Below are 14,309 nucleotides of genomic sequence, written 5' to 3'. Positions count from 1 at the left end.
CCTGAAGGAAAGGAGAAGGTAATGCTCGTGGAACTCCCTCCGGTCAACCCGGACGAGATCGTCGAATACAACTCGGAGCAGGTTCCTATCAAGGATCTGCCGCGTGACCTGCGGGCCATGATGGGAATGGGTCACGACCCGGCGGACATGAAGGGGCGTGAACAGCACGAGGGGCCATGGCCGTACAAGCCGGACGCCTGTCTGGTGGCGGCCAACACGCGCGGTAAGTGGATCAACGACGACCAGAACCTGGTCTGCCCCGGCTGCGGCCTCGATTTCACGTGAGAGAGGGTGCCGGGATGGCAATCCAGAAATCCGCGCTGGTCGGCCTGGAGAGCGCTACGTTCATGCTGGAGGACTGGTGCCTTTCTGAGTTGGGTAACCCTCGGAACTACGCCACGTGCATGCAGCTGTCTGGGTGGCTCCCTGAGGGAAACGGGATGCGTAGCCCACTGGTCAGCGCCATCGCCGGAAATCAGCACCTCCGCGAGGCAGACCTGGAAGGCAAATACGCCCACTTTAAGATCTATGACGTTGACGTCGAGGTGACAGTCAAGGGCGTTGGCGCGGATCGACTCTTTGTGAAGATCTCCTGGGCGCACCACGACGATGACACCGAAGGGCCCGAAGACGGCATCCTCCAGGCCGATGAGGTGAAAAGGTGAACGTACTGCTGTCCGGCGTGGTGGGATCCAGGGCCTATGGATTGGGCACACCGGAATCCGACATCGATCGCCTTGGCATCTTTGCCGAGCCGACCAGGAATCTCTTGGGGCTGGTGTCCCCCAAGGAATCACACGTCACCAGTAAGCCGGATACCACGTTCCACGAAGCACGCAAAGCGGCCCGTCTGATGCTCTCGGGGAACCCGACGGTGACAGAACTCCTGTGGCTCGATCATCACGAGAAGCTGTCCCCGCTCGGCGGGGAACTCCTGTCCATCCGGACGGCATTCCTGTCCGCTCAGAGAGTACGGGATGCTTACCTCGGGTATGCCGCCAGCCAGTTCAAGCGCCTCAGGGATCGAAGTGACGGATCCTTTTCCTCCGGCACCAGGAAACGGACCGAGAAGCACGCCAGGCACCTGGTGCGACTGCTCCAGCAGGGCGTTCAGTTGTACTCCACTGGCCAGCTCACTGTGCGCCTCGACGACCCGGACGCCGTCCGGCGGATGGGGAGTGATATCGCCGAGCATCCAGTTCGCGGTGAGGAGTTGATCGCGACAACGGGACGGGCTTTCGACGGCAAGACGGTCCTGCCTGAACAGGCGGACGTGAAGACGGTTGAGGCGTGGCTTCAGAAGGTACGTGCCCACTACTACACGCCCTGATGACGTGGTGCAGTTCTCGGCCGGGTGATTCGGAGTGGATTCCGGGTCACCCGGCTTGCATTGGGAATCAGTACCTGGACTGCTACACGACATGGCGTCAAGCCGACCCGGATATCCCAGAGATCGAGGTTATGGAAGTGGCAATCAGCATGCGGGAGACTTAGAAATGCCGATCGAGATTCGCACAGGAGATCTCTTCAAGTCCGGTTCCCACACCCTCGTCAACCCAGTCAACTGCGAGGGCGTCATGGGGGCTGGCCTCGCCCTCCAGTTCAAACAGCGCTACCCGGGTATGTTCGCCCGCTACCGGGTGCTGTGCCGTGCCGGGAACATCGTTCCGGGCTCCATCATGTTCGACGACGGAGACGGTCAGCACATTGCCAACCTGGCCACCAAGGGGTACTGGCGCAGCCCGTCCCGCCTGGAATGGATCGACGACGGACTGACGACCTTGGCGCAGCACATCGAGGAAGAGGGCGTTCCGTCTGTCGCGGTTCCACCCCTCGGATGCGGCCTCGGCGGACTCGATTTCCGAGACGTCTTTCCCCTGATGGTCAGACACCTGAAGTCGGACAGCTGCCACGTAATGCTGTACACGGAGGCCCGGTACATCCAGTTCGCCAAGGAAGCGCTGGAGCAAGGCAACGGAGGAGCCTGATGGAAAAAGCGCCCGCGACCGTACACAAGGGGGTTGCCACCCGCTCAGGCGACTGGTGGATGGTCACCTTCAAAAGCCTGGGCCCCGCCTTTGTCACTCAGGGGCGGGACGAAGAAGACGCCAGGGTGATGGCTCGGGACATGATCTCGCTCATGCTGGAGGTCGACCCGGGGTCCTTCGAGATGGACATCGAGTTCGATGAGACTCCGGAGTCAGAGATGGGGGTGGGCCGCAAGTGAGCGGGCCTCAGGGGCGCCTACAGGCAAAGATCGTGCGAGACCGTCTATGGGGAGTGGCGCTGGCGGAGACGGGAAAGCGCCCAGAGCGGGGCGAGGACTGGCTTGAGCAGGAACTGCGGGCCATGCACGAGGAGGTCAACCGTTTCCGGTTGGCGGCTCAGCTTGAACCGGTTGACCTGGAGGCGATCCGGCAAGCCGATCGAACGGCGGAGGGCTCGGACTACCTTCAGAAGCTCACCCTCTACTGCACGGACATTGCCACGGACCAGTGGGACATCCGCCCCTGAGGCGACCCTGGCAGCACATACCTGAACAACGCACCCCGCGTGAGGGTGCAAGCCCACAGAGGGCGGACATGAGTCCGCCCTCTGTGCATTGGAGAGGAGAAGAGGAGTGACGCGACCGAAGTCATCAGTCTGCCCCGACTGCACGAAACTGGTGCGACAGGGCAAGGGTCACGACTGTGTACAAGGGGCTCCATCGGCCTACCGGGTGGGCAATGACGGCAGCTCCTATCGCCTTGACGGGTCCGAGGTTGTGGACGCGCTTGCCTGGGCGGCGGACTTGTTGACCCGGGGTGGGCGTGAGAAGTTCCGCGAAGGCTTCAGTGACTTTTCGATAGGGGATAGGCTTTTCGTGACCGGGAAGTTGAAGGAGAAAGCTGCCGCTGGTGACCCCGAGGCTTGTGCCAGGCTGGCTGACTGGCGAAGGAGGGGATGGACCGTCGAGTAGGACGAATTCGGATGGCTGCTGCTGTCGGTGAACCGCAAATCTTCCTCAGATCCGGTTACATCCAACCCAGATCACGGCATGCTGTCGGTATGGCATTCAACAAGAGGAACAAGAAGAGGACCACCACCACACAGACATCGCAGCCGCAGGACGCCAGCTCCATGACGTCCAGCGCCGCCTTCATCGCGATGACAAGCACGCACGACAGCTCGTCGTCGCCATCCAGCGACTGCGGGTCCTCGTCCAGCTCCAGCTCGTTCGACTCGGGAAGCTCCTCCGGGGGCTGTGACGCCGGAAGTTTCTGACAGAGAGCACGCCGAACGCCCCCTCACCGGAGGGGGCGTTCGCGCTGCTCGGGGGCAGGGATTGTCAGTGGTGGATGGGAGAATACAAGTACTGGAAAACAGAGATGGGGAGGGTGAAAGATCGTGAAGCTGAAGCAGAATCTGATCAACCATGTGGCACTCGTGCTGGACGCCAGCGCATCCATGCGACACCTGAGTCACAAGGTCATCGAGGTGGCCGACGAGCAAATCACCTACCTGGCCCGCCGATCGAAGGAACTGGACCAGGAAACCCGTGTCACCGTGTACGTGTTCGCCGACGAGGTCGACTGCGTCATCTACGACAAGGACGTGCTGCGGATGCCGTCCCTGAAGCAGCTCTACCGCACGGGCGGCATGACCTCGCTGGTGGCAGCCACCCTCAAGTCGCAGCGTGAGCTGGCACAGACCGCCCAACTGTACGGCGACCACAGCTTCCTGACGTTCGTACTCACCGACGGGCAGGAGAACGCCAGCCACCGCTGCCCGGATGCGCCCAGCCGGTACCCGAACCAGCTGATGGGCATGCTGTCCGAGCGGCTTCAGACTCTGCCGGACAACTACACGGTGGCGGTTCTCGTTCCGGACCAGGTGGGGAAGCGGGAGGCTCAGCAGTTCGGATTCCCCAAGGACAACATCGCCATCTGGGATGCCACGTCCACCACGGGCCTGGAGGAGGCGGGTCAGACGATCCACCGGGCCACCGAAACGTTCATGACCAACCGCGCCAGTGGCATCCGGGGCTCGCGGTCGGTGTTCTCCATGGACTCTTCTGCGGTCAACAAGGACACGGTCCGAGCGGCAGGACTGAAGGAGCTTCCGGTTTCGAGCTACCAGATCGTCCGCGTGGCACCCGGGGACCCGGAGAAGTGGCCGAAGATCCGAGAGTGGGTCCAGGAGGGAGTCGGTCACCCGTTCCGGACGGGCATGGTCCATCAGGAGCTGGTCAAGACCACCGAAGTCCAGAGCACGAAGAGCCTGGTCATCGTGGACAATGAGACAGATCGGGCGTACGGCGGAACCCGGGATCAGGTGCGCTCCCTGCTGGGTCTCGGTGGAGACAACGTGAAGATCTCACCGCAGTCGAACAAGAAGTACTCCGTGTTTGTTGAGAGCCGTTCCACGAACCGGAAGCCGGTTGTCGGCCAGCGCATGCTGCTGATGTTCTGACCGGGTAAAGATCAAGGCCCCGAGCGCATCACCTCGGGGCCTTTTTCGTGTGGCGAATTCAGAAAAATCGAGGAGGTGGGGGAGTTGACTCGCGGATCTAATCGCATCTCGGAAGGAGAGGCGCGCGATATTATGCTGAAGGCCGGAGCTGATCCACAGGTCCCGTACGTGAACAGTGGAGCTGCATGGGATTCGCTTTGCTTGTCATGTGGGCGCAGAATTTCGCCGAGACTTAATAACGTCAAGAGAGGTTCCAATCCGTGTAAATTCTGCGGTAAGGGCCTACAGGATCCAGTCGAAGCCAAAAAGTTAATGATCGAAAGGGATGCACTCCCAACTTCCCCCTACCCCGGTGCATGCAAGCCTTGGCCATCCGTCTGCTTGACTTGCGACAAGGGCATTTCTCCGCGATTCGGCAACGTGAAAGCAGGTCAGGGCGTCTGCGCTTTCTGCGCACCAAATGCCCGCGTATCGGAGTTGGATGCTATTTCCGATATGCGGGCGGCTGGCTTCGAACCACTTGAGCCGTTCGACAAGGTGATGACACCGTGGCGCTCAAGGTGTATCCAATGCCGACTCGAAGTCACTCCAACGCTTAATTCAGTTCGCAGAGGTAGTGGATGTAGTGGCTGCGCCTCGGGAGGCTTCAGATCGTCTGAGCCTGGTTTTGTCTATCTGTTGCGCAACTCTAACTTCCGCGCGTTCAAGATTGGCGTTGCAAATAAAGGAAGCGAGAGGGTGGCAATTCTTGGCAGGATGGATTGGTGCTACCTCGGGAATTGGTCATTCTGTCTCGGTAAGCATGCTTTGGATGCAGAGCGGTATATCCTCAGATTCTTGCGTAACGACTTGAATGCCCCTCCCGCCGTCCCGAAGGAAGTGTTTGGCTTGGTTTCGGGGTGGAAGGAGACTGTGTCAGAGGAGTTCATCAACCGAGCAGAGATGATCGACTTGATTGATCGAGCCACCGAAATCTGCCTGTCAGCGTGAACCGGAAGCTGCTGCCCGGGACACGACTCCTGCTGATGCTGTGATTCAGTAGTTCCGAAAGACCCCCTCCAGGAGAGGGGGTCTTTCGGGTTCTCATTCTTCGCGGTGTCCGCCCAGCTCGGCGAACAGGAAGCCTGCGATGAACCCGTCTTCCCAGTGAGAAGCCTGCGCGGCGCGAAGTGTTTCGGGAGATGGATGATCCAGTTTCAGGATCTGGATCGCCTGAATGCTGCGCATCACGGCAACATGCGCCATGCTCTGTGCGTCGATGCGACTGGCCCACTGCGCGCCGCGCTCGTCACCCTCCCCCCAGCGACCCCCGATGATACTGTCAGCGGCAGCCAGAAGGTTGTGGTCGGGCAGTTTTCCGAAGAGGGAAGTCTGCTTCCTCTGCTCCAGGAAGACGATCCCGTGCATCAGCCCTTCGGCCCATACGTGAATGAATTGTTTGAAGATTTCATTGGATGGCGGGCTCGGGGTTGACCAGAGTCCTTTCGTCTCATCCGCTCGCTTCATTGCCATCTCGTCGACAACGGCCACGTCGAAGCGTTTGCTGACCTCGGTGCGCGTACCCCCGTCGACATGGACGTCCCACTGAACGGTCATGTCGGTTACCTCGACAAGGCGCCAGTAGTCGGGCGCGTCCGGTGGACTGGTGGCTGTTCCGTCGTACTTGGGATCGTTCTCGCGCATGCGGTGATGACCTTTCCGGGTGTCTGGTGCGGGGCGCTTCAGCTTCGCGGCCTCACGGACAGTATCAATCTGCGATCTGGCACAGGCTACGAAGGAGCCACCTGTCGTGCGCCACGGCAGCCACTGAGGTCCAACTGGGCTGACCTGTAAGAAAAATGAAGTTGACAGCCATTGTCCGACACCGTAGTGTTCTCGGTGCACCCCCGGAGCGCTGACGGACGGTTACTTCACTGGGAGAATTCACCGTACGCCTACTTGTTGGCCGGAGGCGCAAAACAGAAGATCCAGAAGAGTCATCGGAGCGCTGAGGAAACGGTTACTTCTTTCTGGAAAAAAGATAAAGGCGGTTCGAATCCGTCGCTGCCCAAACCTGGCAAAGGGCAAACACCGGAGCCCACCCTGTTGGCCGGTGACTCCTCTGGATCTTCTGTTGCAGTGTGCGGACGAGACGTCCGGAGCGAAGGCGCCGGATACTTCACGCGGAACCGAGGGCTGCGGGTTCGAATCCTGCCCTGGGTGCGATCGCCTGGGTAGCTCAATGGCAGAGCATCGGTAAACAAGGCCGACGCCACTTTAGTTGGCCGGACGTCCCGCCCGCATACTGCGTGCGCCCCCTTTTCCAGCTCGGAGAAGGGGGCTTTTGCGTGTTCAAAAAAGAGCAGACGGAGGAAAGCCGATGGCTCTGGAGTGGGGGCCGGACAGGGCCGGTGATGCCCTGAAGGAATGCACGGTCCGCTGCCCATAGCACAGCGGCTCCTGAGCAAGTAGAGGAAGGGAATCCGGAAGATGGAGCAGATGAGGCGGGTCAACTTCGAGGGTGGACTGAGTGTGGTCACCTCCGATGTCAAGACGCTCACCTGGTGCATGAAGGAGGCCGGGTACACCGCCGAGGGGCAGCCCGACACGTGGCGGGTAGTGCTTGGCAGCGGCAAGGTCTTCGCGGTAGCCGACACCAAGGGGGACGCGGAGATCGTGCAAAACGCACTGCGCGGAGTAGGGATCCAGACGACCGTCTGGGTGGAGCCGAACGAGTAAGCGCATGACTCTGGAGCTGCTGTATCCGCAGCGGACTCGGTGCCGGACCTGCCGGTGCACCTTCGGGTTCGAAGTGATCTTGCGGCTGTACTGCTCCCGGGAATGCGCCGGACTGCCAGAGCGGCCGGAGAACGTCAATCAGTGGCCGCGCCAGTGCCGGGTGCGTATCGACGGAGCATGGGAACCCAAGACCGTCTACTTCTCCCCAGAAGAAGCCGAATGTGCCGTACGCAGACTTGGCGGCCACTGGTACCTGTGCGAAGTGCCAAAGGGCTGCGGGGCTTATCACCTATCCAAACACCCAGAACCATACACAGAAGCCGCATCAGCGGCCAGAAAGGAAAACTGAGACATGGCCACCTTCAACACGAAGGGGAGCAAGCCTCGCGTGAACTCGCCGGTCACCACCACCGGCACCACCAAGACCGCGCTCGGCGCCTCCGGATTCACCCGCAGCAGCAAGTCTGACCTGTACCTGCTTAGCGTGTCCAACATGATCAACAAGAAGACGTTCCACGAGCCGGTCCGCCGCAACGAGCGGTACGTGGACCTCGTTCACACCGTCGCCCTGGAAGACCCCGAGTTCATCACCCGCATGTTCCCGTGGGTACGCAACGAGGGGTTCATGCGCTCGGCGTCCGTCATGGGGGCGGCCGAAGCGGCGCATGTGCTGTGCGACGCGCACCGCTACGACGGCGTGGAAGACATGATCGACGGCACCCTGTCCCGGGCGGACGAACTCGGTGAATTCATCGCCTACTGGTTCTCCATCGCGGGTAAGGCATGGCCGAGGCGCTACCAGCCGGTCAAGCGGGGGCTGAAGCGGGCCGCGCAGCGTCTCATCACCGAGTACAGCTACGGCAAGTGGGACTCCCCCAGGCGCGAATACCGGCTCGCCGACATCATCGACATCACCCACCCGTCACCCGCTAACGACTCGCAGTCCGACCTGTTCAAGTTGATCCTGGACCGCCGCCGCAACCGCATGACCTCTTCGCTGGCCAACCTGCCGATGATCCGGGAAGCGACGGCCTGGCACCAGGCGGCGCGGAGCAACCCGAAGGACAAGCGGCTGCTGGACCCCGCGATCATCAAGAAGGCGGGTCTGACGTGGGAGGACATGATGTCCGCCCTGGGCAGCCACGTCCCCAAGGCGAAGGTCTGGGAAGCGGTCATCCCGAACATGGGGGTGAGGGCCCTGCTGGACAACCTCCGGAACTTCGACGAGGCGAATGTCTCCGACAAGGCGGCATCCCGCGTCAGTGCGGCGATCTCGGATCCGGACCGCATCCGCAACGCCAAGGTATTCCCGTTCCGGTTCCTCGCCGCACTGCGCGCCACGCAGAACCTGCGGTGGGCCTATCCGCTGGAGAAGGGGCTGAACGCTTCGCTGGAACTCGTGCCGTCGCTCAGCGGCAGCACACTGATCCTCGTGGACCGGTCGCCGAGCATGTTCCCGGACATGCCGGGATCGACGCCGAACGACTCGGACATCTCCCTGGCCGACCAGGCTGCGGTGTTCGGGGCGGCGCTGGCGATCAAGGCCAGCAACCCCACCCTGGTTGAGTTCGGTGGCGACACTGGGGTCGACCGCTACACCCGGGCCCTGACCGGGAAGGGTTCGCGTGCGATCCGCGTGCAGCGCGGCGCCAGCGCCTTGAAGGTGGTCGAGATGTTCGGTGAGCCCATCCCGGGCACGGACATCCCGCGTGCGGTGAAGGAGAACTTCGCCGGGCATGACCGGGTGGTCATCATCACTGATGAGCAGTCCCGGCCGGGCTACCTGACGTCGAACATGCGCCCCTACGGCGGATCCCGGGAGACGAAGATCGACGATCTGATCCCGGGGAACACCCCGGTGTACTTGTGGAACATGGCGGGATACAAGGGGTCGATCCTGGAGGCGAGCGCCCCGAACAGGCATGCTTTCGGCGGCTTGTCGGACGCGAGCTTCCGGATGATCTCCCTCCTGGAGTCGCGGCGCAGCGTCACCTGGCCGTGGATGGACAGCAAGCAGGAGAAGGTGGCCAAGGGGTGAAGCTGAAGCGGTCATCCGTCCCCCGGGAGAAACCCGGCCGACCCCGGCCGGGACTAGCCGGAGGATTCCAATGGGCAATTCGTCGCACCGTCGCTGGAAGGGGCACTGCCTGATGTGTGCCTGGACCAGCGGCAAAGTCCGGGGCAAAAACCGTGACAAGGACCCTTTCCGGGTTCAGCGCCAGATCGGCAAAAAGCGTCGCGTCACGAAAAAATACCTGGGTGACTAGGCGTACCTACTGAAGCAGGGCCGGGAGGACCGTCCTCCCGGCCCTGTCCGTCTGGAAAGGGAGACCGAGCATGGGGGCAGCGCTGCATCTGGCGCACACCGGACAGGCAACGCCTGAGCCGAAGGGCGAATACGGTGGAGGGGGCGGCGATGGTCAAAGTTTCGTCGAATACGCCCAGCGCATCTACCAGGACGACCGCGCTGACGCGAAATCCCGGCGCCTCCTTCTGGCATTCGCCTACGTCGTCACCATGCAACCCACCAGCGAGCCCAAAGAGTTGTACAGGAGCATCCGCAAGGCCCTGGGACGTGACGACCGGGACCGGTATGTGGATACCTTCCGTGAACTCATTGAGCACGACGTGCCCCGGTACATCGCACCCAATGAGTGGCCGGGCGGACACGAGCCCTGGAAACGCCAGTGCATCGGGCCCCGGCTACGGGCTTTCAAGGGGCGGCCGTACAACGCCCACCAGATGACGCCTTCGCAGCGGGTCGCACAGAACAAACGAGATGCCGAAGACGACCGCAACACCATGAAGATCTGCGGCGCCCCCGGAAAGCACCGCGTGCTGGAGAAGCTGCCCGACACCGGCTGGTACCGGTGGCATTGGTTCTGCGACCGGCACCGGGATCACGCTTCCCGGGTACAGGACCAGGTCAAAGAGCAGAATGCCGCAGCACCCGAGCCGATCCCGAATGCGGGCGGACTGCTGCCCTGTTATTTCGACGCGGACTGGGTCGCGTTCTACCGGCATTACACGGGAGAACGCTGGGAGCCGCCCGTGTACGGAGTGCGGGCCGACGACTGGCCCGTCCCGGGCAAGGAGCCCGTCCCGCAACGGGCCCGCCTCCGACTTGTCGTCAGTGGCCACGACCTGGAAAGCGAGTGACCGGCGGCCCCCATGCACCCCACGACGATCGCCATCTGTATCCACGGAAAGGGCACACCAGAATGACCCGCCAGAACCACCCGGCCGACGAGACCACCCGGGCCACGGTCGACATCGCATCCGAACTCCAGGAAGCCGCCGACAAGCTGCGCGCACTCGCCATAGCGGCCACACACGAAGGCCGCGTCCTGTGGGAAGTCGGGCACACGATCGGCAGTAAGACCCAGGTTGTCGTGGACAATCATGAGCGCCCAACCGTTCTGCTGGAGGCATGGGCGAAGGACCGTGAGCAAGTCAACGAATACCTCGCCGCCTTCGCGTCCCCGGCGGTCGCCCTGGCCGTTGTCGGCTGGCTGGAGGCGGTCATAAAGTCCCAGCGCGCCGCAGAGACGGCGGCCAGTGAGGTGTGGCCAGGGCCCGCCGACGCCGCCGATCGGAACGCCTGGCTGTCCGAGCGCGTAGATCAGGACGCCCTCACTGTGGCGCGGAACATCCTCGGGACGCTGTGCACCCACTGCAACGGTGAGGGAGGGGACCCGGACGACCCCGGCGACTGGGACCCGGACGTATACATGCACAACCCGAACACGCGCGCCGCCTGCTCGAAGTGCAAGGGGACCGGAAAGCAGTCCGCCCCCGATCGAACCCAGGGAGGCCGAACCGATGCGTGATACGCAATCACTTCTCAGTCTTGCCAACGAGGCTCGGCGCGAAGCTCTCACCGACGCCGAGCACGACACACTGGCAGAGGGCATCGCGAACCTGGAACATGAGCGGGATCAGTACGCCTCCGCGATCCGGCAGCTCATCCTCCAGGTCAAGCAGACCGCTTACGTGTGGTCGCAGACCCTGCCGGAAACCATCCCCACCGCCGAAGTCGTCAAGGCGCTGAGTCTTCTTGCTCCGAGGCCGCTCCCCGAGGGCCTGCGCGATGACCTGTGGCAGCGGATCGTCGGCGCCTACTACTTGCGGTTCGAGAACGACGGGCACCCCGAGGATTCCGAGGCGGCGGCCGACGAAGCAATGGCTATCGTGCAGCCGGAGCTGAACCGGCTGTCCACCCGAGCCGAGACCGCCGAGATTGACCGAGATCGAGCGCGGGCAACATCCCGGCGTCTCAACCGGCGCGTCCAGGAAGCCGAGAGCAAGCTGGCCGCTTATGAGCGCGCCGTGGCTGAATGGCAAGTCGACGATCGAGGTACGTACGTACCCCTGCACTCCCTTGCCGCCATCGCCCGCACCGCAGGGCTTGATGTGGATCAGGATCGGTTCGAGATGCACTATCAGCGCATGGAGGAGTTGACCGTCCGGGCGGAGAAAGGTGAAGCCGAGGTCAAGAAGTGGCTGGCCTTCATCGAACGCGGCCTGACCCAGCACATGCAGTTCGGAGTGATCCATCCGGACGGCACTGTGGAGCAATTGCCGTGCGCGGACTGGTGTTACGCCTGTCGAGTCGAGGAGGCCGAGGGTGCTGTTGCCCGTGTACGGGATGAACTCCATGCCCTCAGCACGGAAGTCCGGGGCCTCACCCCCGTTGCCCTCGCGGGGCGCCGGGACGCCATTTCCCGCATCCGCTCCGCTCTCGACGGGGCGAGCAGCCCACCGGAGACCTGAGAGATCCGGCAGACCTTCCTACAGTCAGAACCCTCGAACTCTCGCATGGGAGTGCGGGGGTTCTCTGCCTACTGTGGTCAACTTTCGGACAGGTACGCCCACTCTTCCCGGGTTCTTGCGCTCTTCTTCAAGGAGGCACTAGTCTTGCCTAGGCAAGCAGAGATCCCCGGAAAGGACCGAAGACTCATGGCACCCGCAACGCTCATCCGCTCCGTCCAGCGCCGTATGCCCGGCGTCTCCTACGCCACCCTCATCGAGTTCTCGGACGTCGTCTACTCGATCGCCGACGAGTACAACTACAACACCCTGGGTGGGTACCAGGAGTTCATCAAGCGCATGGACCGCGCCGTGAAGAACAAGGAGCAGTGGGCCTGCGAGGCCGCTCCGTATTCCCACACGCCTCGCGCACGCAAGCGGTGAGCGTCCACCTCGCGGATGCAGTCCGGGTCCGGCTGGCGGAACTCTTCGCCAATCCGGCCCGGCAGGCGCACAGCATCCAGCAGTGCGCCGGTCAGGTCAGTCCTGAGGGGATCTGCTTCGGGCGTGTACCCGGCGTGCGCTTGTGGTTCTGGGGTCAGATTGTCGGACAACGCCTGGAAATCACGCGGGTCTGGCCTGACAATCCATTCCCGGAGACCGTGTAGACGACTCAAGAGAATCTGGAGAACTTTCCATGGCGATGAATCAGGACGGACGGGAAGTCGTGCGCTCCATCCTGAACGACCAGGGGACGGTGGAGGATCTGAAGGACTTCATCGACCCCAATCCGAAGAGCGAGCTCGGCGTCGAGCTGAACGCCGAGGTGGACGCCGCCATCAAGCGGCGTCAGGAGGGCGGCGGGACGGGCGGGTAGCGCCGGACTGACCCCTGAAGACGACTCGAAGACCGCACTGCCGTGACAGTGCGGTCTTCATGCTTTCTGGAAGGACTTCTCTGTGGCCGATTACTGCATCCGCTGCGGTGGCCCATGCCTGGACCCCGGGCTCCATCAGCCCTATCAGGACTGATCTTTTCGGCCCCTCGAACCATCGCCGACTAGATCTTGGGATAGAGAAAGCCGCCTCGCGGGGGTTTGCCGTAGGGGGATACGGTCCGTCGCTTCGCGAGGCGGCTTGAGAAACAGGATGGCGGAAATAGGGTACGTTCGTCAAATTTTCCGATGCGGATTTTGTGTGATGCGCAACAAGGTCTCCAAGGTTCACTCATGGCACATGAATTGTTACCGTGGGTGACTGGAAGGTGCCCTGAGTAAGAGGTGGTCGCATGAACGCAAGGCCGCAGCGAATCTGCGCATTCGGAACCACCGCCGACAACCCTCTGGTGGCGAAGTGAGCGGCAAACGAGGGCGTGTTGTCACGGCAAGACGCCGTGCGCCGGTCAAAAGACGGCGCACCTTCGGGCCGGGGAAGATTTCGGAACTTCTGTCCGAGCTACGGCCCATGGTTCTCGGGGCGTTCGTCGGTCTGATTGCGGCCTGGCTGTGGGTGAACGTACTCCCCTTCGCGTCCTGACGCGGGATGCGCGGTTTCCGGAGCGAAACCATCCGCCCCCCGGACTGAAGAGGCCGTGCGCTAACCTGCACGTCAGGCCCTCGGGTCGGAAATCCGCTCCATGTTTTCCGGTCCGAGGGAAACGACTGAAGGGATCGACAATGAAGCGCATCGCAGCGGCACTTGTTCTCGCGGCGGGCACCATCGGCGTCGGAGCCACCACCGCATCCGCCGCGACCCTGCCGACCGCCGGAAGCGTCACCGGAGGCGATGAGGGCCTGCCGGTGGTTGGTGGACTCACAGGCGGCTCCGACCGCACTGTCCTGCCGGGCGTTCCGGTCCCGTTCCCGGACCAGCTCGTGGGCCCGGCGCAGAACCTGTCCTCCACCCTCAGCCCGGTGACAGCGCCGCTCTAGACGGGTCGGATGCTACGGAAGATCCGCTGGCGTTCGTCCTGCTGCGGTTGCCGACGACCCATCAGCCGCTCGTCGGCAACCGCGAAGGCACTGCATGGACCGGCAGTCGACGTTGTCGATGCACTGGCGCCGGTCATCCTCATCTTCTCCGTTCACGCAGGGCGGGCAGTTCTCCGCGCGGGAGCAGTCGTTGCAGGGCATTTCACGTCTCCCCTTTCCTGAGGTTTTGCGAGACATCATAGCCTAGGCAAGACAGGCGAGGTCAGAGCCAGCCCGGAGCTACGGGAGCACATACGTGAACCCCACGCTGCCCAGTGCAGGCTCATTGCGGGGACATCGTGGCTCAGTCGAACGGCCTGCCTGTAGCCGGAACTTGCTTGGCCAGCCCTGAGTCACAAGGCTGCTCATCCTCCAGCCACCGGGCCATCAGCATGAAGCCCACTACGGCCGTCAGAGCGAC

16 protein-coding genes are annotated in these 14,309 nt (G+C 62.6%); 15 read left to right on the top strand and 1 reads right to left on the bottom strand.

Features of this window, described 5'->3' with window-relative positions; genetic code table 11:
• Window positions 1–21 precede the first annotated feature (21 nt).
• From IEJ02_RS11610 to IEJ02_RS11580, 7 genes are all read left to right on the top strand, one after another.
• Window positions 22–285 carry a hypothetical protein gene (locus IEJ02_RS11610; RefSeq protein ID WP_191064723.1) on the top strand — a complete coding sequence of 88 codons (264 nt, stop codon included), beginning with the start codon at window positions 22–24 and terminating at the stop codon, window positions 283–285.
• 14 nt (window positions 286–299) lie between these two features.
• A complete protein-coding gene (locus IEJ02_RS11605; RefSeq protein ID WP_191064722.1) occupies window positions 300–665 on the top strand; it encodes a hypothetical protein in 366 nt (121 codons plus the stop codon).
• Window positions 662–1,330 carry a nucleotidyltransferase domain-containing protein gene (locus IEJ02_RS11600; RefSeq protein WP_191064721.1) on the top strand — a complete coding sequence of 223 codons (669 nt, stop codon included), beginning with the start codon at window positions 662–664 and terminating at the stop codon, window positions 1,328–1,330. Before IEJ02_RS11605 ends, IEJ02_RS11600 begins: the two co-directional genes overlap by 4 nt.
• A gap of 166 nt (window positions 1,331–1,496) precedes the next feature.
• Entirely contained in the window at window positions 1,497–1,988 is a 492-nt protein-coding gene (locus IEJ02_RS11595) for a macro domain-containing protein (RefSeq protein WP_191064720.1), read from the top strand.
• On the top strand, window positions 1,988–2,227 hold the full coding sequence (locus IEJ02_RS11590; protein WP_191064719.1) for a type II toxin-antitoxin system HicB family antitoxin: 240 nt from the start codon (window positions 1,988–1,990) through the stop codon (window positions 2,225–2,227). The genes IEJ02_RS11595 and IEJ02_RS11590 overlap by 1 nt, the downstream gene beginning before the upstream one ends.
• Window positions 2,228–2,280: 53 nt before the next feature.
• On the top strand, window positions 2,281–2,514 hold the full coding sequence (locus tag IEJ02_RS11585; RefSeq protein WP_191064718.1) for a hypothetical protein: 234 nt from the start codon (window positions 2,281–2,283) through the stop codon (window positions 2,512–2,514).
• 873 nt (window positions 2,515–3,387) lie between these two features.
• On the top strand, window positions 3,388–4,452 hold the full coding sequence (locus tag IEJ02_RS11580) for a vWA domain-containing protein (protein WP_191064717.1): 1,065 nt from the start codon (window positions 3,388–3,390) through the stop codon (window positions 4,450–4,452).
• Window positions 4,453–5,535: 1,083 nt separating this feature from the next.
• Here the strand turns inward: IEJ02_RS11580 and IEJ02_RS11575 are convergent.
• Window positions 5,536–6,135, bottom strand: a complete 600-nt coding sequence (locus tag IEJ02_RS11575) for a hypothetical protein (protein ID WP_191064716.1) — start codon at window positions 6,133–6,135, stop codon at window positions 5,536–5,538.
• A 786-nt stretch (window positions 6,136–6,921) separates the two neighbouring features.
• Between IEJ02_RS11575 and IEJ02_RS11570 the strand changes: the two genes are divergently transcribed.
• From IEJ02_RS11570 to IEJ02_RS11535, 8 genes are all read left to right on the top strand, one after another.
• On the top strand, window positions 6,922–7,170 hold the full coding sequence (locus IEJ02_RS11570) for a hypothetical protein (RefSeq protein ID WP_191064715.1): 249 nt from the start codon (window positions 6,922–6,924) through the stop codon (window positions 7,168–7,170).
• A gap of 352 nt (window positions 7,171–7,522) precedes the next feature.
• Window positions 7,523–9,208, top strand: a complete 1,686-nt coding sequence (locus IEJ02_RS11565) for a TROVE domain-containing protein (RefSeq protein ID WP_191064714.1) — start codon at window positions 7,523–7,525, stop codon at window positions 9,206–9,208.
• A 299-nt stretch (window positions 9,209–9,507) separates the two neighbouring features.
• Complete coding sequence (locus IEJ02_RS11560; protein WP_191064713.1) at window positions 9,508–10,329, top strand: hypothetical protein; 822 nt, start codon at window positions 9,508–9,510, stop codon at window positions 10,327–10,329.
• A gap of 62 nt (window positions 10,330–10,391) precedes the next feature.
• Window positions 10,392–11,000, top strand: coding sequence for a hypothetical protein (locus IEJ02_RS11555; protein WP_191064712.1), 609 nt, complete (start codon window positions 10,392–10,394; stop codon window positions 10,998–11,000).
• The gene (locus IEJ02_RS11550) at window positions 10,993–11,943 is read left to right on the top strand and encodes a hypothetical protein (RefSeq protein WP_191064711.1); all 951 of its coding nucleotides are present in this window, start codon (window positions 10,993–10,995) and stop codon (window positions 11,941–11,943) included. Before IEJ02_RS11555 ends, IEJ02_RS11550 begins: the two co-directional genes overlap by 8 nt.
• Window positions 11,944–12,129: 186 nt before the next feature.
• A complete protein-coding gene (locus tag IEJ02_RS11545) occupies window positions 12,130–12,363 on the top strand; it encodes a hypothetical protein (RefSeq protein WP_191064710.1) in 234 nt (77 codons plus the stop codon).
• A 253-nt stretch (window positions 12,364–12,616) separates the two neighbouring features.
• On the top strand, window positions 12,617–12,796 hold the full coding sequence (locus tag IEJ02_RS11540; RefSeq protein ID WP_191064709.1) for a hypothetical protein: 180 nt from the start codon (window positions 12,617–12,619) through the stop codon (window positions 12,794–12,796).
• 798 nt (window positions 12,797–13,594) lie between these two features.
• A complete protein-coding gene (locus IEJ02_RS11535; protein ID WP_191064708.1) occupies window positions 13,595–13,849 on the top strand; it encodes a hypothetical protein in 255 nt (84 codons plus the stop codon).
• Window positions 13,850–14,309 lie beyond the last annotated feature (460 nt).

The organism is Streptomyces sp. 5-10 (genome assembly GCF_014712245.1).
GTDB lineage: Bacteria > Actinomycetota > Actinomycetes > Streptomycetales > Streptomycetaceae > Streptomyces > Streptomyces violaceusniger.
Note: the sequence above shows the minus strand (reverse complement) of the source record. Positions and strands in the feature narration are given on the sequence as shown.